Origin of the sequence: Streptomyces justiciae, from assembly GCF_015163075.1 — a bacterium.
GTDB classification, from domain to species: domain Bacteria; phylum Actinomycetota; class Actinomycetes; order Streptomycetales; family Streptomycetaceae; genus Streptomyces; species Streptomyces justiciae.
Genome location: NZ_JADDXU010000031.1, coordinates 39,239 through 55,548 on the forward strand (window position 1 = coordinate 39,239; position 16,310 = coordinate 55,548).

A 16,310-nucleotide genomic window follows, 5' to 3' on the forward strand; every position below is an offset into this window, starting at 1 on the left:
CTTAGGCGGTCGGACCGCCGAAGATGTCGATACGGTCGCCCTCGGCGAGGGTCACGATCGCGCGCTTGGTGGCCGCACGCTGGCCGAAGCCGGTGCGGGTCCGCTTGCGCTTGCCCTGACGGTTGATCGTGTTGACCCCGGTGACCTTGACCGAGAAGACCGCCTGGACGGCCTGCTTGATCTGGGTCTTGTTGGCGTTCGGGTCGACGATGAACGTGTACTTGTTCTCGTCCAGGAGCGCGTAGCTCTTCTCCGACACGACCGGCTTCAGCAGCACGTCACGGGGGTCCGTGTACGCCTTGCTGGGCGCGGTGATGACGGTGTTCTTGCCCTCGGCGGCGTGGCGGCGGGCCTTGGCGACGCGCGCGGCCTTGGCCTTCTTCGCGGCCTTGGAGGCAATCGCGGGGTGACGGATGGCCATCAGACCTCAGTCCCTTCGGTGTCGTTGGCCTTCGGGCCGGCGACGAAGGACTCGAGAGCGGCCTGGGTGAAGACCACGTCGTCCGAGACGATCACGTCGTACGTGTTCAGCTGGCCCGGCTCCAGGATGTGCACCTGGGGCAGGTTGCGGGCGGACAGCCACGCGGCCTCGTCGGCGCGGTCGACGACCAGGAGCAGGTTCTTGCGCTCCGAGATCTTGCCGAACAGCGTCTTGGCGGCCTTGGTGGAGGGGGTCTCGCCCTCGATCACGCCGGTGACGACGTGGATGCGGTTGTTGCGGGCCCGGTCGGTGAGGGCGTGACGCAGCGCGGCAGCCTTCATCTTCTTCGGGGTCCGCTGCGAGTAGTCACGCGGCACGGGACCGTGCACGACGCCACCACCGGCGAACTGAGGGGCGCGGGTAGAGCCCTGGCGCGCACGGCCGGTGCCCTTCTGACGGTAAGGCTTCTTACCGCCACCACGAACCTCGCCGCGGGTCTTGGTCTTGTGGGTGCCCTGGCGGGCAGCCGCGTTCTGCGCAACGACGACCTGGTGGATCAGCGGGATGCTGACCTTCTCCACGCCGAAGATCTCCGCGGGGAGTTCGACGCTACCGGTCTTCTCGCCGGCAGGCGAAAGGATGTCAACAGTGCTCATCGGTTACCTCAGGCCCCCTTGGCCGCGGTGCGGACCAGGACGAGGCCGCCGTTCGGACCGGGAACCGCGCCCTTGATGAGCAGCAGACCCTTCTCCGCGTCAACGGCGTGGACGGTCAGGTTCTGGGTGGTGACCCGCTCGTTGCCCATGCGACCCGCCATGCGGAGGCCCTTGAACACACGGCCCGGGGTGGCGCAGCCACCGATGGAGCCGGGAGAGCGGTGCTTGCGCTGGGTGCCGTGTCCGGCGCCGAGGCCCTTGAAGTTGTGACGCTTCATGACACCGGCGAAGCCCTTGCCCTTGCTCTTGCCGGTCACGTCGACCTTCACGCCGGCCTCGAACACCTCAGCGGTGATCTCCTGGCCCAGCGTGTACTCGGAGGCGTCCGCGGTGCGGATCTCGACGAGGTGGCGACGGGGGGTGACGTCGGCCTTGGCGAAGTGGCCCTTGAGGGGCTTGTTCACCTTGCGCGGGTCGATCTCGCCGAAGGCGATCTGGACCGACTCGTAGCCGTCGGCGTCGTTCGTACGGACCTGGGTGACGACGTTCGGGCCGGCCTTGACGACGGTGACCGGAACAACACGGTTGTTCTCGTCCCACACCTGCGTCATGCCGAGCTTCTCGCCCAGGATGCCCTTGATCTGCTTAGCCATTCTCAGCTCACCGACCCTCAGAGCTTGATCTCGATGTCGACACCGGCCGGGAGGTCGAGTCGCATCAGAGAGTCAACGGTCTTGGGGGTGGGGTCGAGAATGTCGATCAGGCGCTTGTGCGTGCGCATCTCGAAGTGCTCGCGCGAGTCCTTGTACTTGTGCGGCGACTTGATGACGCAGTACACGTTCTTCTCAGTGGGCAGCGGCACCGGGCCCGCGACCGACGCACCAGTGCGGGTCACCGTCTCGACGATCTTCTTCGCCGAGGAGTCGATGACCTCGTGGTCGTAGGCCTTGAGCCGGATGCGGATCTTCTGTCCCGCCATGGCTACTCAGTAGTCCTTTGTCTCGTAACGCTCTGGAACCCGGTGTTCCTGACCCTCGCTCCGACCCACGCGGTCGGGCGTGTCGCGCTTTCGCTGACACAGATGTCCCTTGTTCGAACATCCCTTGCCTGAGAAAGAGAATCACCGGGTGCCTGGCCGGTGCCGCACCTTGCTTCCCGAAAGATTCCCGTACGTCCGCCCCAGCGCTGCCGTGTGGCAGTTAGGGCGACGAGTACTGTGGGACTCGCTTCCGGTCCTCCCGGCGGGAGGCGCGCAGCATCAACACTCGACCGAGCAACTCCGACAGTCTGCCATATGGGGCGGGGGCTCCGCCAATCGAGCCGGAGAGAATACCCCGGGAGTGACGCAGGTCAAACAAGGGTGCTCACCGCGAGCGGCCACACAGGACCGGAAACAGCCCAGTGGACCGTGCTGCCGTCAGAAGGCCGGGTTCTCGTGGGAGACGAGGGCGGCCGTGAAATAGAGGGGAAGGCCGTCCTCCGGGTCCACCGGTACCTCCTGCGAGGTCTCGCGACTGAAGACGATCGTCAGGTCCCGCACCACCGGCTCCTCCGGACGGGAGTCATCGATCTCGTAGCCGGCGGCGGAGAAGATCTTCAGCAGCTCACGCGCCGGGGTCCGGAAGACGTCGTTGCCCCGCCACAGGACCCGCACGTCCGATTCCTCTTCTTCGGGGGCGGAGACATCCACGGCATTGACCGTCTCCTGGTCCCGGAGAATCACAATGACGTCGAAGCCGTCACCCATGGCCTGGATCTTGACGGTGGGGTTGTGCTCAAGAGGACCCACCACACGAACCTCACCCCAGGATGACGCGGCCTGCACAGCCTCCTCGAAGGGCATTCCCATGCGCACCGGCAGAACACCGTTCGGCGGGTCCAGGATGATCTCCATGCCGTCTGCCTCACTTCAGTAGGTCGTAGTTGATCGTCCAGCCGTTGTCGGTCAGCATTTTCTGCAACCCGGGGTTGTCCTTCATGCTGGCGACCATGTCGGCTATGTGCTGGTCGTACTTGTCGCCGAACAGGCCTCGAATATCGTCGATGTCCATCTTCATCGCCTCGTCGAACTTCCCCTGATCTATCAGGTCACGTTGGGCGTTACGCCAGGGGGTCGCCGAGTATCCACGTGAGTCCGTGCTGGAGACGAGCCGGTGATCGCGCCTTTCCATACGGATGGCGGGTCCCATCCAGTCGGTGAGACTCAGATGGGAATAGGCGGCCTTGGCCGGTATGTGGTTGATTTCGTTGCCCTTGCGTGCGGGCGAGAGCCTTCCGTACCAGCCGCCCAGGTCTGTACAGACAAGCCCGAGCGGATCGCTCCAGGTGAGGGGATTCGGGACGTAGGCGTAGTTGTTGGGAGCCGCGTCCAGGCCGAGGGGATCCGGTGAGATGTAGCGCGCGTTCTCCGCGTCGTAGTAGCGCCGGACGTTGTAGTCGAGTCCAGACTCCGGGTCGCGGTACTGGCCGGGAAAGCCCAGTGGACAATGTGCTTGCTCATCTGCGACGTCGAGGGGAAGTCCCCAGATCGACGCATGGCGGCTCCAGCGAATCCTCCCCTCCTCGTCGATGAGTTCTGTTGGTGTCCCGATCAGATCGGTGATGATCGCGTAGAAGCGGGTGTCGAACTCCTCCTGGCCCTCCGCGATGTGGTCGGACGCGGCACGCGCTGTCTCCGTCTGAGCCAGCGGCCGATGTTCTCCCGGCTGCCAGTGCCATGTGGTCGTCTTCAGGGCACCGTCGCCGCACGTCTGGATCTGCTCGGCAAGGCGGGTGCCCTCCCAAACGAAGTCGGTCTGTTCGGCGACCGCGCCGTCCTCTGTCAGTCGTTGTTTGGCAATGCGACGACCGTGCGGGTCGTACAGGTAGTGCCAGCGAGAACCATCGGGAGTGATCACCTCGGTGAGGCAGTCCAGGGCATCCCAGCGGTACCGCCACACCCGCTTTCCACCCGACAGCAGACGCCGCGTCACAGACACGACCCGTCCCTGACCGTCGTATTCGTAGCGGGTGCGGTCCAGTCGGCGCAGCAATGCCCCCTCGTATTCCCGGTTCCCGGAGACACCGGCCGCCTCGCCGGGCTCCGGGACTACTTGGCTGTTCACCAGGTTTCCGGAGCTGTCGTAGGTGTAGGTCTCCTGCCGGTCCGCGGTGCGGGCAGCGAGGATCCGGCCAACGGAGTCGAGAGTGAGCCGGTGAGATCCCTGCACGTTGTCGTCAATGGCTGTCAGGAAGTTGTCCGGGCGATAACCGTATGTGCGTCGCCAGATGTCGCTTCCCGATCGTGCGGAACGCAGCGCCAGCCCTGTGGTGCGGCCGACGGCATCCCAGCTCTGGTCGAGTACCGAGCCGGCCGCCAGGGTGCGCTGGACCTCCCGGCCCACGGCGTCGTAGGCGAGGCGAACACTGGTGCCCGCCGCGTGCAGTGCCGTCAGTCTGTGCTCCGCGTCGTACTCCCAATGCGTGGTGACCCCCATGGGAGTACGACGACGGGTGCGGCGCCCCATGAGGTCGTAATCGAGTTCCAGCGCGCGTCCGTTGCAGGTCTCGCGGACAACAGCGCCGAGTACGTCTCGCTCATAGGTGATCACGGCGGACGGGCTCGCTGCCTCCAGCAGTCGGCCGGCGCCGTCATACCGGTAGTGGGACACTCCGTCGTCGGTGGCCCGGGTGCGGAGATTGCCGCGCGGGTCGAAAGTGCAGACCACTCTCTGGCCGGCCCCGTTGAGACGTTCGATGGGCTGCCCCGCCGCGTCGTAGCAGTACTTCGTCTCCCTGCCGCTGAAGTCGCACTCGCCGAGCAGGTTGCCGACGGCGTCGTAGCTGTACGACCATGTCTGCCCCAACGCGTTGGTGACAGATGTGAGCCGCAGCTCCGTGTCGTATGTGTATGTGAGGCGGGACCCGTCCGACTGGGTCACAGCGATGGGCAGTCCGAAAGGGCCTTGTTCGTAGCGGGTGAGCGCTCCTGTCGCGCTCTCGAAAGCCACCGGGTTGCCGGCTGCGTCCAGCCGCCAGCGTTCGGTCGCCCCGTCCGGCCGCGACCGCGCCAGCAATCGACCCTCCACCGTCCACACGAATCTCGTGACGGCTTCGATGGCGTCCGCGACGGCCACCACCTGCCCCAGGGGGTTGCGACGATAGCTGGTGGTGTGGCCCAGGGAATCGGTGATCGAGACCGGGAGACCGACGGGATCGTTCTCGATGTGGCGAGAGTTTCCCAACGGATCGACGACCCGGGACCTCGCTCCCGTCTCGTCGTAGACGTAGCGCGTCGTACCTCCGACCGGATTCTCCGAGCTTGTGAGACGCCCACGCTCATCGTAGGTGTGCTGCCACCGTGCGCCATCGGCCTCGATGACTGTCACGGGCAGATGGGAGTCGTTGTACTCGGCACGCACGCTCGAACCGTCTGGGAGATGCAGTTCGACGAGATCGCCGCGATCGTCGTAGCTGTAGCGGGTGGTACGGCCCAACGGATCGGTCTCACACAGCAGACGGTCGTACCGGTCCCACTCACGAACCGTGGTCGAACCCAGCGGATTGATTTCGCGGACCACTTGGAAATGGTCGTTCATCTCGTACGTCGTGACATGACCGAGCGAATCGCTGTACTTCGTACGCCTATTCGCCTCGTCGTACGTGAAGTCACCGTTCATCAGGCCGCCCGGCCCGCGCGTCCGGACACAGCGTCCTTCGGCGTCGTATGCGTAACGGAAGATCGTTCCGATCCGGTCTTCCCAACTGCTGATGCGGCCCCGCTCGTCGTAGAAGAGCTTCTCGGAGTTGCCAGAGGTGTCGGAGACGCTTGTCAGCTGTCCCGTTGCGTCGTACCCGTATCGCCTCAGCACCGGCGCGGCAGGATCATTGGCAAGGACGACCCCTGTGATCCGGTCCGATGCGACGGATATGGCCAGCTGGTAGCCGCCGCTGTGCCTGACGGCTTCGGGTACGCCCTTGTCGCTGTAGGAGACAGTGATGGAATTTCCATGCCGGTCCGTAATCCCGACGAGAGACAGCTCGGCCGGCCGAGATCGGTTGATCGGAGCGAAGTGCAGGTCCTGACCGATCTCCGGCTGGTTGACGGTCAGCGGGTTGCCGGCCGCGCCGTCCCATGCGAGTTCCCAGCGAGGCCCCTCGACCGGCATGACGGGTAGACCTGGCTCTGGCGTCGGGTACTCGAGAACCATGCCGTCTTCGGTCACGAGCCGGACGCCGTACTCCTCCAGGATCAGCCTCTGGTCCAGCGTAGAAGTCCACGCCTTTCCGAACCAACGGCCGGCACGCTGATCCGTGACGTAATGCCGCCTGAGGATCAGCGGAAGCACACCCGGCAAGAAAACGTCGTCCTCAGTCATGACCATCTCGCCGGTCGCGACATCGATGGGGTCGTTCTTACAGGTGCGTTTGAGCATGCTCAACGCACGCTTGCGCAGGTTGCTTCCCAGTCCCTTGGCCATGCCCTTGAGGCCGACTTTGGCAAATGCCTTCATACCCTTGGCGAGCCCGCCGAGGGTGGTCAGGCCCTTCATCCCCGGTATGCAGTCCAGCGCGGCCAGGCCCACATCCCACAGGGAGGCCTGGCCTTTGGAGTATTTGTAGAGCGTGTCGGCGAGCACGACGAGTGCCGCGATCAGCACGATCGCGCCGAGGATCGGCCCACCGATGATCATCGCGATGACACCGACCACCGCCACGACGACCTTGCAGACGGCGACGATGTTGTCCCAGTTGTCGGAGAACCAGTCCCCGACCTCCTCCCACCACGACCGGTTCTGAATACCCGCGTCAGAGGCCTCGTCGATCTTCGTCTTCGCGGTGTGCGCGGCCTCCTCACGCATCTTGCGCGCGTCCTCGGCCATCTTCTTCGCCGCCGCCAGCGCACCCTGCGCGCTGTTCACGTCCGACTGAGCGCTGGTCTGCGCGGACTTGGCGTGCTGGGCATCACGGGTGGCGGCCCGGACCTTGCCCTCGTCCGGCTTGTCACCACCCGACTTACTGCCGGTGGGATCGTCCTTGTACTTGTCGGCTTCCTTGTTCGCGCGGGTCACCCACGAATCAGCGGACGCGAGACGGGAGTTCGCGGAGGAGAGATCGCTCTGAGCTTCCCTCCCCTTGGCGAGAGCCCGGTCGGCCAGGGCCTGGGCGCGCTCCAGCTTCGGCCAGAAGTCGGTCAGCGCGTCGCCGCACAACTCGTACGACTTCTTCAGCTTCTTGAGGTTCTTCGGGACGTCGCCGAACTCGTCCTTGAAGACCTCCGCCGACTTCCCGGCCCACTCCAGCAAGGTGTCCTCACCCGCCATGCCATTGACCAGGCGAAGGGCATCCGAGACGTCATCGGCGAAGTCGTGCAGCGTCTTCGCCAGCAGCTTGATCCGGTCCGGATCACCCGGCGTCGGGTCCTTGTCCAGATCCAGGACATGCCAGTCCGTGGGCCGATGCCCCGCCATACCGCAACCCCCGTCACGCACGCATCGTCAACAACCGTATGCACACGCGAACTTACCTGGAACAGCCGTTTGTCGAAAAGGTCAGCCGACCGCCGGGTTCTCGTCAGAAACGAGCACGGCTGTGAAGAAGCGGGGCAGGCAGGCCCGTCATCCGGATCCAAAGAATCGTCGCCGGCGACTGCCTCCCTGGCCTGCTCGAAGGCATGCCAATGAACACCGGCGGGCCCCCTTCGGCGGGTCCAGGTGGATCTCAGCCACCGAGCAGCAGCCCCTCCAGCTCCTCGTCATACGCCCGGAACCCCGCCCTGCCGTACTCAGGAGCGTCCGACTGCGGGTGCAGGACCCCCGGCAGATGGGCGACCCGCCATGTCCTGTACACCTGTGCCGGTACGACGCCGCCCGTCGCGTCCGCGAGGTCGCAGGCGGTCGTGAGTACGACGACGATCGCCGCCGCGCCTCGCCGGGGCTCCGTCCTCGCCGCGACGGCGGTCGTGATCACGGCGTGCAGGAACTTCGTGAGTTGCAGGTCCGCTGCCATGCGGCACATGCGCCGGACGGCGAGCGGTTCGTCGAGTCTCTCGATGGGGTCCGGGACTCCCGTGACGCCCGCGGACCACAGCAGCAGGTGCGCCGCCTCCACCCTGTAGTCGCGGAACCAGCCGACCTCGTCCGCCATCCGCATGGCCGCGTCGTCGAACCCGCACGCCTTCCGGACCCCGTCCATCAGCCGCCCGACGTCAGCGTGCCGCCGCGCCAGGAACTCCCCCACCGAGACATCGGCGAGCACCCACGTGCCGGTGGCGTTCACCGCACCGACCTCCAGCACTCCGCCGAGGGGCGCGAAGACTTCCCGCGCGAGGTTCGTGCTTGTCCGCGGTTGCAGGGGGCGCCCTCCGATGCTGTAACTGCCCATAGCGCTGCCCGCACTGGTTCAGAACCCCCAAGGGGCAGGATGTGGGGCCAGGTTCCGGTCCTCGGACCAGATCAGGCGCGCCTCCAGGTCGTCGCCGAGGAGATCGGTCAGACAGCGTACCGCCCAGCCGTTCCAGTGGACGCCGCCCGGGAACTCGGGCACGCGGAAGGCGGGGAGGTGGGAGGGGAGGGCGTCGGGGCGGAGGACCGTGATCTTCATCTGGCCCGTGGTCTTCTTACGCTTGGCGGACCTACGGGTGTCGACGCAGTCGATGACCTGCTCCACGAGCTGGAGGACGTACGGCGACTCCGCGTCCTCCGGGACGACAACCGGGAGCTGCCGGCCCGCCGCCTCGAGGTCGTACGCCAGCAGATCGGCGACGCGGCGGCTGAACACCGGCGCCCCCGGATATCCACAGGGGAACTCGGCCCGTCGCAGCCGCGGATCGCCGACCCACTCGGCGCGCAGCGACTCCGGCAGATCCTCGGCGGCATCGGTGCGCAGCCAGCGGATCAGCCTGCGGTGGGCGTGCTCCTCCAGGGACAGAGTCCGGAACCGGCGCATGCTCGGCATCAACCGGTACACCGCCAAAGGCTCACCCGCCGTACGCACTCCCGACCCCGTCAGAGCCACTCCCCCTCCTCAGCCGTCCCGGCCGTACAGCCGAGCCATCGCGAACTCGACGGCCTCCTCGACCCCGACCTCCCGAGGCGCCTGCCCGTACTCCGCCATGAGCCATCCGTCACGCCACTCCACCCGCCACACCCGCCCATGCCGGTTCTCGAACTCGACGAAGCTCCCGTCCCCGCCCTCCATCCACCGCAGCTCCTCCACCAGCCGACGAGGCTTGGTGAAGCCACGGCCACGGTTCGTACTCCGGCCCTGCGTACGGGTGTTGGCGTACCGCATCTTCAGATACGGCAGCGGATCGCGGCCGAGCTCGTTCAGCCGCAGCATCTGATATCGGGTGATCGCCTCGTCCAGCGTCTCGTCAGCCGCGGCGGCGAACTCACACGCGTACGCCGGGAAAACCATCCGGACATGCGAGGTCAGCTCCGGATGCTCCACGGGGTAGGCGCGGTGGACGTCAGGTGAGATGCCGATGACCGAGTCGAAGTCGGAGTCCCGACGCCCCGCAGGCGGTTGGAATCCGTCGAGCGCTCCCCAATGGGCGTTGCGCGCGAAGAGCTCCCCCTCCCGTTCCCTCGCGAACCCCAGTACCGCGACCGCGAGTTCCTCGTCGTACGAGCCCCGCCCGCTCAGCTGAAGCAGCCGCTCACCATCGGCACTCAGCGCTCCCGCGAAACCGAAGAGGGGAACGCGCGACCAGTACCAGGCATCCCGCAGCCCATCCAAGGGCCGCACCCCAGGGAAGTCCGCCAGTACGGCACGCAGGTCCATCGGCTCATCGTAGATCGAGCACAACTGCCCAGGTCCGACGCCCCGTTCCCGCATACCCTCCCCCCATGCCGCCCCTCACCACCCCACCCCGCCCCCTCGACGTCCCCGCCCACTTCCCCGAACTCGCCCCGCTGGCCCGCACCACCGTCCGCCTCCACCCCCGCCCCGGCTCCCCCACCGCGGCCGACAGTTCCCTCGGCGGCCCCCTCCTCTGGCCGGCCCACGAACCCTGGCCCACGTGCTCGGAACACCCCGCAGCACCCGGCCACGCCCCGGACGAGGTCCGCCACCGCCGCCGCATCCTCGCCGCAGCCCACGACCGTCCGCGCACCCCGGGCACCGACTTCCTCACCCCCGAGGAGCGAACCGCCGTCGACCGAGCCTCGACACCCAGGCTCATCCCCCAGACCGGCCCGGTCCCCTTGATCCCCGTCGTGCAGCTCTACGCCCGCGACACCCCTGAGGCCGTCGCCTTCCCCGGCCCGCCCGGCACCGACCTGCTCCAGCTCCTCTGGTGCCCCTTCGACCATGAAGGCCCCCTGGGCCCCACGCCCCGCACCGAACTCCGCTGGCGAACCACCGCCCACATCACCGACCCGCTCACCACCACCCCCCACTCGGCAGCGATCGGCAAGGACCGCTACCTCCCCGAACCCTGCGTCCTGCACCCGGAACCCGTCACCGAATACCCCGCCCCGCACGAGCTCCCCGAACCCCTCGCCGACCGCGTCGAGGACTGGGCGGAGAGCCATGGCGTCGACTATCAGTACGACCTCGCCGTCGCCCCGGGCTGCAAGCTCGGCGGCCACGCCCCCTGGAGCTACATCGACCCGTTCCCCATGGCCTGCACGGAGTGCGGCGCGCCCATGAAACCCCTGCTCACCATCGACGGCTACGAGTGCGACGGCGGCAGCAGAAGCTGGTGGCCGGGCAAGGGCACCGAATCGGTCCGCCCCACCCACCTCGGCATCGGCCGCGACCACGCCCTCCAGCTCTACGTCTGTACGACCTCGTACGACCACCCGCACCAGCAGTACATCCAGTGACCCCGGCCCGAAGCGCGCACATCAAGGCCCCTCGACCGCTGAAACCCCCTCCACCACCTGCCCCACCACATCCAGCACCTCGTGCCCGAACGCCGTCGGCGCCACCAACACCCCGAACACCAGCGCGAGCCCCACCGTCACACTCTGATCGGACCGGCTCCGCGCATGCACCGTCCGCCGCAACCGCAGCACGAGGATGACGGCCAGCAACACCGCCACATCGACCGTCAGCACCATCGGGCGAGTCCCTCCATCGGCGAAGTCCAGTGAGCCATGGGCGACATGTACGGTACGCACCCCACCTAGCGCCCGACTCGACCCCGACGGAACACCGACCCTCCGGTAACGCGCATCTTGCCCACGCCCCCGAACCGCCCCCATGATCACGCCCATGTACAAGCGAAGACGCGCCCTCGGCGCCTACCTCGGCGCGCTGCTCGCCGCCGTCCTGCTCCCCGGCATACGGCCGATCGACGACAACGTGGCCTGGGCGGCGTTCCTGCCCGGCCTCGTCTTTCTCATCGTGAACCAGCTAATCTCCAGCTACCCCAGCAGCATCCGCACCGCGCCCCCGGTCATGCTGCTCATCCTCGGCGCGGTCGGGATCGTCCAGGACACGCTCATCTGGCTGCTCGTCTCCTGGATCGGCGCGCAGATGGACTCCGGGCTCGATGTCGACGGGTTCCTCGCCGCGCTGCTCGGCGGAGTCGTCGTACGGCTCACCGTCCTCACCCTCATGGCCCTCGGCCCGCAGCCGTCGCCCGAAGCCGAAGCCGAAGCCGCTTAAAACGCGAAAAGGGCCCGCACGACCGAAGTCGTACGGGCCCCTTCGAAGAGACCTACCGGTCAGCCCTGTCGGGCCAAGATCACTTGTTGATCTTGGTGACCTGGCCGGCGCCCACGGTCCGGCCACCCTCACGGATGGCGAACTTCAGGCCCTCTTCCATGGCGACGGGCTGGATGAGCTCCACCTTCATCTCGGTGTTGTCACCCGGCATGACCATCTCGGTGCCCTCGGGGAGGGTCACGACGCCGGTCACGTCCGTCGTACGGAAGTAGAACTGCGGACGGTAGTTGTTGAAGAACGGCGTGTGGCGGCCACCCTCGTCCTTGGACAGGATGTAGGCCTGGGCCTCGAACTCGGTGTGCGGCGTGACCGAACCGGGCTTGATGATGACCTGGCCGCGCTCGACGTCCTCGCGCTTGATGCCACGGAGCAGCAGACCGACGTTCTCACCGGCCTGGCCCTCGTCGAGCAGCTTGCGGAACATCTCGATGCCGGTGACCGTGGTGGTGGTCTTCTCGGTCTTGATGCCGATGATGTCGACGGTCTCGTTGACCTTGAGGACACCACGCTCGATACGACCGGTGACGACGGTGCCACGACCGGTGATCGTGAAGACGTCCTCGATCGGCATCAGGAACGGCTTGTCGACGTCACGCTCGGGCTCCGGGATCGACTCGTCGACGGCCTTCATCAGGTCGAGGACGGTCTGGCCCCACTCCTTGTCGCCCTCAAGGGCCTTCAGAGCGGAAACCTTGACGACCGGCAGGTCGTCGCCCGGGAACTCGTACTCGGAGAGCAGCTCACGGACCTCGAGCTCGACGAGCTCCAGGATCTCCTCGTCGTCCACCATGTCGGCCTTGTTCAGGGCGACGACGATGTACGGAACACCGACCTGGCGGGCCAGGAGCACGTGCTCCTTGGTCTGCGGCATCGGGCCGTCGGTGGCGGCGACCACGAGGATGGCGCCGTCCATCTGGGCAGCACCGGTGATCATGTTCTTGATGTAGTCCGCGTGACCGGGGCAGTCGACGTGGGCGTAGTGACGGGTCTCCGTCTGGTACTCGACGTGCGCGATGGAGATGGTGATACCGCGCTGGCGCTCTTCGGGAGCCTTGTCGATCTGGTCGAACGCCGAGGCCTCGTTCAGGTCCGGGAACGCGTCGTGCAGCACCTTGGTAATGGCGGCCGTGAGGGTCGTCTTACCGTGGTCGATGTGACCGATGGTGCCGATGTTGACGTGGGGCTTAGTCCGCTCGAACTTCGCCTTCGCCACTGGGTCCTCCTGTGGAGTGGTTCTGGTACGCCTTACTCATCGGCGCCAGGTGATCTTTGCTGGGATGCCGCCCGCCGGGGTTCTCCCGTGCCGGGCGATCCCCGGCGGTCGGTGTCAAGCCTAAAGCGTGTAACGGGGGTGCGTTACTCGCCCTTGGCCTTCGCGATGATCTCCTCGGCGACGTTCCGCGGAACCTCGGCGTAGGAGTCGAACTGCATGGAGTAGCTCGCACGGCCGGACGTCTTGCTGCGCAGGTCGCCGACGTAGCCGAACATCTCCGAGAGGGGCACGAGGCCCTTCACGACGCGGGCACCGGCCCGCTCCTCCATGGCCTGGATCTGGCCACGGCGGGAGTTGATGTCGCCGATGACCTCACCCATGTAGTCCTCGGGCGTGGTGACCTCGACGGCCATCATCGGCTCAAGGAGCACGGGGGACGCCTTGCGCGCGGCCTCCTTGAAGGCCTGCGAACCGGCGATCTTGAACGCGAGCTCGGAGGAGTCGACCTCGTGGTAGGCACCGTCGAGAAGCGTGACGCGGACGCCCGTCATCTCGTACCCGGCGAGGATGCCGAACTGCATGGCCTCCTGCGCACCGGCGTCCACCGAAGGGATGTACTCCTTCGGGATGCGGCCACCGGTCACCTTGTTCACGAACTCGTACGAGGCGTCGCCGCCCTCGATCGGCTCGATCGCGATCTGCACCTTGGCGAACTGGCCGGTACCACCAGTCTGCTTCTTGTGCGTGTAGTCGACGCGCTCGACGGCCTTGCGGATCGTCTCGCGGTAGGCCACCTGCGGCTTGCCGACGTTGGCCTCGACCTTGAACTCACGGCGCATACGGTCGACCAGCACCTCGAGGTGCAGCTCGCCCATACCACCGATGATGGTCTGGCCCGTCTCCTCGTCCGAGTGGACCTGGAACGACGGGTCCTCCTCGGCCAGGCGCTGGATCGCGACGCCCAGCTTCTCCTGGTCGCCCTTCGACTTGGGCTCGATGGCGACCTGGATGACCGGCGCCGGGAAGTCCATGGACTCCAGGATCACCGGCTGCTTGTCGTCGGACAGCGTCTCACCGGTGGTGGTCTGCTTCAGGCCCATGACGGCGACGATGTCGCCGGCGCCCACCGACTCGATCTCCTCACGCTTGTTCGCGTGCATGCGGTAGATCTTGCCGATGCGCTCCTTCTTGCCCTTGACGGAGTTCAGCACGGCGGTGCCGGACTCCAGGCGACCGGAGTAGATCCGGACGAAGGTGAGCTTGCCGAGGTGCGGGTCGCTCATGATCTTGAACGCCAGCGCCGACAGGGGCTCCTCGTCGGACGGCTTGCGCTTGATGACGACCTCGGGGTCCTTCACGTCGTGGCCCTCGATGGCCTCGACGTCAAGCGGGGTCGGCAGGTAGCGCACGACCGCGTCGAGCAGGGGCTGGACGCCCTTGTTCTTGAACGCGGTGCCGCAGAACACCGGGGTGACCGTGGTGTCCTTGGACTTGCCGGAGGCGATGGTGATACGACGGATCGCGGCGTACAGCTGCTCCACGGAAGGCTCCTCGCCCTCCAGGTACAGCTCCATGATCTCTTCGTCGTTCTCGGCGACGGCCTCGATGAGCTTGCCGCGGTACTCCTCGGCAGCCTCGGTGTGCGTGGCCGGGATGTCGACGACGTCGTACATCTCGCCCTTGGCCGCCTCGGCGGACCAGACCAGGGCCTTCATCGTCACGAGGTCGACGACGCCCTTGAAGTCGGCCTCGGCGCCGATCGGGAGCTGCATGACGAGCGGCTGGGCGCCCAGGCGGTCCGAGATCATGTCCACGCAGCGGTGGAACTCGGCGCCGGTACGGTCCAGCTTGTTGACGAAGCAGATGCGGGGCACGCCGTAACGGTCGGCCTGACGCCACACCGTCTCGGACTGCGGCTCCACACCGGCAACGCCGTCGAACACCGTCACGGCACCGTCGAGAACGCGGAGCGAACGCTCCACCTCGACGGTGAAGTCGACGTGACCCGGGGTGTCGATGATGTTGATGGTGTGGTCGACACCCTCGAGCGGCCAGTGACAGGTGGTGGCAGCAGAGGTGATCGTGATGCCACGCTCCTGCTCCTGCTCCATCCAGTCCATGGTGGCAGCACCGTCGTGGACCTCACCGATCTTGTACGACACACCGGTGTAGAACAGAATCCGCTCGGTGGTGGTCGTCTTGCCCGCGTCGATGTGGGCCATGATCCCGATGTTGCGGACCCTGGCCAGGTCAAGCGAAGTGGTAGCCATAAGGCTTCAGTCTTCTCTCGGTCTCGATGTGGACTGCGACTACCAGCGGTAGTGCGCGAAGGCCTTGTTGGACTCGGCCATCTTGTGCGTGTCCTCGCGCTTCTTGACGGCCGCACCGAGGCCGTTCGAAGCGTCGAGAAGCTCGTTGAGGAGGCGCTCGGTCATGGTCTTCTCGCGACGGGCGCGGGAGTAACCGACCAGCCAGCGCAGCGCCAGGGTGTTGGCACGGCCGGGCTTGACCTCGACCGGCACCTGGTAGGTCGCGCCACCGACACGGCGGGACTTGACCTCAAGCGTCGGCTTGATGTTTTCCAGAGCGCGCTTCAGCGTGATGACCGGGTCGTTGCCCGTCTTGTCACGCAGGCCCTCCATGGCGCCGTAGACGATGCGCTCGGCGGTGGAGCGCTTGCCGTTCAGCAGCACCTTGTTGATGAGCGACGTGACCAGAGGAGAACCGTAGACCGGGTCGATGATGACCGGGCGCTTCGGGGCGGGGCCCTTACGAGGCATTCTTACTTCTCCTTCTTGGCGCCGTAGCGGGAACGGGCCTGCTTGCGGTTCTTGACACCCTGGGTGTCGAGGGAGCCACGGATGATCTTGTAGCGAACACCCGGCAGGTCCTTCACACGGCCGCCGCGCACGAGCACGATGGAGTGCTCCTGCAGGTTGTGTCCCTCACCCGGAATGTAAGCGGTGACCTCGATCCCGCTGGTCAGACGCACACGCGCGACCTTACGCAGGGCCGAGTTCGGCTTCTTCGGGGTGGTCGTGAACACACGCGTGCAGACGCCACGACGCTGAGGGGAACCCTCGAGTGCGGGCGTCTTGTTCTTCTCGACCTTGTCCTGCCGGCCCTTACGGACCAGCTGCTGGATCGTAGGCACTACTTCTCCGGTTTCTGTGTGCCGATGGGTACAGCTAACCTGGAACGTCGCCGACCCACGCGGTCGGGTGTGTCGAATCCGGCAGACTCTCGCCGCGAAGCGAAAAGGGCGCAGATTACGGCGGCCGTGTCACGGCTCGCGATGCGGCTGAAGACACGCACGAGAGCCAGGGCACACCCCAGGCACAAGGTCTGAGCGTACCTACCTCAT

The 16,310-nt window shown here is 66.3% G+C and carries 16 protein-coding genes; 2 read left to right on the plus strand and 14 right to left on the minus strand.

Going from position 1 to position 16,310, the window contains the following annotated elements; all coding sequences use genetic code 11:
- Nucleotide 1: 1 nt before the first annotated feature.
- The 9 genes from rplW to IQ210_RS45020 all read right to left on the minus strand — a co-directional run bounded on the left by rplW (nucleotide 2) and on the right by IQ210_RS45020 (nucleotide 9,840).
- Nucleotides 2-421, minus strand: coding sequence for a 50S ribosomal protein L23 (rplW, locus tag IQ210_RS44980; RefSeq protein ID WP_079308659.1), 420 nt, complete (start codon nucleotides 419-421; stop codon nucleotides 2-4).
- Nucleotides 421-1,077: a 50S ribosomal protein L4 gene (gene rplD / locus IQ210_RS44985; protein ID WP_194085045.1), complete on the minus strand. Its 657-nt coding sequence runs from the start codon at nucleotides 1,075-1,077 to the stop codon at nucleotides 421-423. Before rplD ends, rplW begins: the two co-directional genes overlap by 1 nt.
- A gap of 8 nt (nucleotides 1,078-1,085) precedes the next feature.
- Complete coding sequence (rplC, locus tag IQ210_RS44990) at nucleotides 1,086-1,730, minus strand: 50S ribosomal protein L3 (protein WP_055517290.1); 645 nt, start codon at nucleotides 1,728-1,730, stop codon at nucleotides 1,086-1,088.
- Nucleotides 1,731-1,747: 17 nt separating this feature from the next.
- Nucleotides 1,748-2,056: a 30S ribosomal protein S10 gene (gene rpsJ / locus IQ210_RS44995; protein ID WP_003948644.1), complete on the minus strand. Its 309-nt coding sequence runs from the start codon at nucleotides 2,054-2,056 to the stop codon at nucleotides 1,748-1,750.
- Nucleotides 2,057-2,494: 438 nt separating this feature from the next.
- On the minus strand, nucleotides 2,495-2,971 hold the full coding sequence (locus IQ210_RS45000) for a hypothetical protein (RefSeq protein WP_194085046.1): 477 nt from the start codon (nucleotides 2,969-2,971) through the stop codon (nucleotides 2,495-2,497).
- A 10-nt stretch (nucleotides 2,972-2,981) separates the two neighbouring features.
- Entirely contained in the window at nucleotides 2,982-7,526 is a 4,545-nt protein-coding gene (locus IQ210_RS45005) for a DUF6531 domain-containing protein (RefSeq protein ID WP_194085047.1), read from the minus strand.
- Nucleotides 7,527-7,776: 250 nt separating this feature from the next.
- Nucleotides 7,777-8,334 carry a hypothetical protein gene (locus IQ210_RS45010; RefSeq protein WP_194085048.1) on the minus strand — a complete coding sequence of 186 codons (558 nt, stop codon included), beginning with the start codon at nucleotides 8,332-8,334 and terminating at the stop codon, nucleotides 7,777-7,779.
- A gap of 123 nt (nucleotides 8,335-8,457) precedes the next feature.
- Entirely contained in the window at nucleotides 8,458-9,072 is a 615-nt protein-coding gene (locus IQ210_RS45015; protein ID WP_322658459.1) for a hypothetical protein, read from the minus strand.
- 9 nt (nucleotides 9,073-9,081) lie between these two features.
- Nucleotides 9,082-9,840: a hypothetical protein gene (locus tag IQ210_RS45020; protein WP_194085049.1), complete on the minus strand. Its 759-nt coding sequence runs from the start codon at nucleotides 9,838-9,840 to the stop codon at nucleotides 9,082-9,084.
- Nucleotides 9,841-9,905: 65 nt separating this feature from the next.
- On the opposite strand from IQ210_RS45020, the gene IQ210_RS45025 reads away from it, so the two are divergent.
- Nucleotides 9,906-10,886 (plus strand): hypothetical protein, encoded by a 981-nt coding sequence (locus tag IQ210_RS45025; protein ID WP_194085050.1) that lies wholly within the window; start codon nucleotides 9,906-9,908, stop codon nucleotides 10,884-10,886.
- Nucleotides 10,887-10,907: 21 nt separating this feature from the next.
- Here IQ210_RS45025 and IQ210_RS45030 read toward each other — a convergent pair whose 3' ends face one another.
- On the minus strand, nucleotides 10,908-11,123 hold the full coding sequence (locus tag IQ210_RS45030; RefSeq protein WP_194085051.1) for a hypothetical protein: 216 nt from the start codon (nucleotides 11,121-11,123) through the stop codon (nucleotides 10,908-10,910).
- A gap of 154 nt (nucleotides 11,124-11,277) precedes the next feature.
- Here IQ210_RS45030 and IQ210_RS45035 point away from each other — a divergent pair, with 154 nt between their 5' ends.
- Nucleotides 11,278-11,673, plus strand: a complete 396-nt coding sequence (locus IQ210_RS45035) for a phage holin family protein (protein ID WP_194085052.1) — start codon at nucleotides 11,278-11,280, stop codon at nucleotides 11,671-11,673.
- Between the two features lie 79 nt (nucleotides 11,674-11,752).
- Here the strand turns inward: IQ210_RS45035 and tuf are convergent, their stop codons facing one another.
- The 4 genes from tuf to rpsL all read right to left on the minus strand — a co-directional run bounded on the left by tuf (nucleotide 11,753) and on the right by rpsL (nucleotide 16,100).
- Nucleotides 11,753-12,946 carry an elongation factor Tu gene (gene tuf / locus IQ210_RS45040; protein WP_059192910.1) on the minus strand — a complete coding sequence of 398 codons (1,194 nt, stop codon included), beginning with the start codon at nucleotides 12,944-12,946 and terminating at the stop codon, nucleotides 11,753-11,755.
- Between the two features lie 143 nt (nucleotides 12,947-13,089).
- Nucleotides 13,090-15,216, minus strand: coding sequence for an elongation factor G (fusA, locus tag IQ210_RS45045; RefSeq protein WP_109497757.1), 2,127 nt, complete (start codon nucleotides 15,214-15,216; stop codon nucleotides 13,090-13,092).
- A 39-nt stretch (nucleotides 15,217-15,255) separates the two neighbouring features.
- Nucleotides 15,256-15,726, minus strand: a complete 471-nt coding sequence (rpsG, locus tag IQ210_RS45050) for a 30S ribosomal protein S7 (RefSeq protein WP_009330725.1) — start codon at nucleotides 15,724-15,726, stop codon at nucleotides 15,256-15,258.
- 2 nt (nucleotides 15,727-15,728) lie between these two features.
- A complete protein-coding gene (gene rpsL, locus IQ210_RS45055; protein ID WP_003948652.1) occupies nucleotides 15,729-16,100 on the minus strand; it encodes a 30S ribosomal protein S12 in 372 nt (123 codons plus the stop codon).
- Between the last annotated feature and the right edge of the window lie 210 nt (nucleotides 16,101-16,310).

What these genes read in the sequence shown, in the direction of transcription:
- rplW (WP_079308659.1), bottom strand. Translation starts at nt 421, where the DNA reads ATGGCCATCCGTCACCCCGCGATTGCCTCCAAGGCCGCGAAGAAGGCC.
- rplD (WP_194085045.1), bottom strand. Translation starts at nt 1,077, where the DNA reads ATGAGCACTGTTGACATCCTTTCGCCTGCCGGCGAGAAGACCGGTAGC.
- rplC (WP_055517290.1), bottom strand. Translation starts at nt 1,730, where the DNA reads ATGGCTAAGCAGATCAAGGGCATCCTGGGCGAGAAGCTCGGCATGACG.
- rpsJ (WP_003948644.1), bottom strand. Translation starts at nt 2,056, where the DNA reads ATGGCGGGACAGAAGATCCGCATCCGGCTCAAGGCCTACGACCACGAG.
- IQ210_RS45000 (WP_194085046.1), bottom strand. Translation starts at nt 2,971, where the DNA reads ATGGAGATCATCCTGGACCCGCCGAACGGTGTTCTGCCGGTGCGCATG.
- IQ210_RS45005 (WP_194085047.1), bottom strand. Translation starts at nt 7,526, where the DNA reads ATGGCGGGGCATCGGCCCACGGACTGGCATGTCCTGGATCTGGACAAG.
- IQ210_RS45020 (WP_194085049.1), bottom strand. Translation starts at nt 9,840, where the DNA reads ATGGACCTGCGTGCCGTACTGGCGGACTTCCCTGGGGTGCGGCCCTTG.
- IQ210_RS45025 (WP_194085050.1), top strand. Translation starts at nt 9,906, where the DNA reads ATGCCGCCCCTCACCACCCCACCCCGCCCCCTCGACGTCCCCGCCCAC.
- IQ210_RS45030 (WP_194085051.1), bottom strand. Translation starts at nt 11,123, where the DNA reads ATGGTGCTGACGGTCGATGTGGCGGTGTTGCTGGCCGTCATCCTCGTG.
- IQ210_RS45035 (WP_194085052.1), top strand. Translation starts at nt 11,278, where the DNA reads ATGTACAAGCGAAGACGCGCCCTCGGCGCCTACCTCGGCGCGCTGCTC.
- fusA (WP_109497757.1), bottom strand. Translation starts at nt 15,216, where the DNA reads ATGGCTACCACTTCGCTTGACCTGGCCAGGGTCCGCAACATCGGGATC.
- rpsG (WP_009330725.1), bottom strand. Translation starts at nt 15,726, where the DNA reads ATGCCTCGTAAGGGCCCCGCCCCGAAGCGCCCGGTCATCATCGACCCG.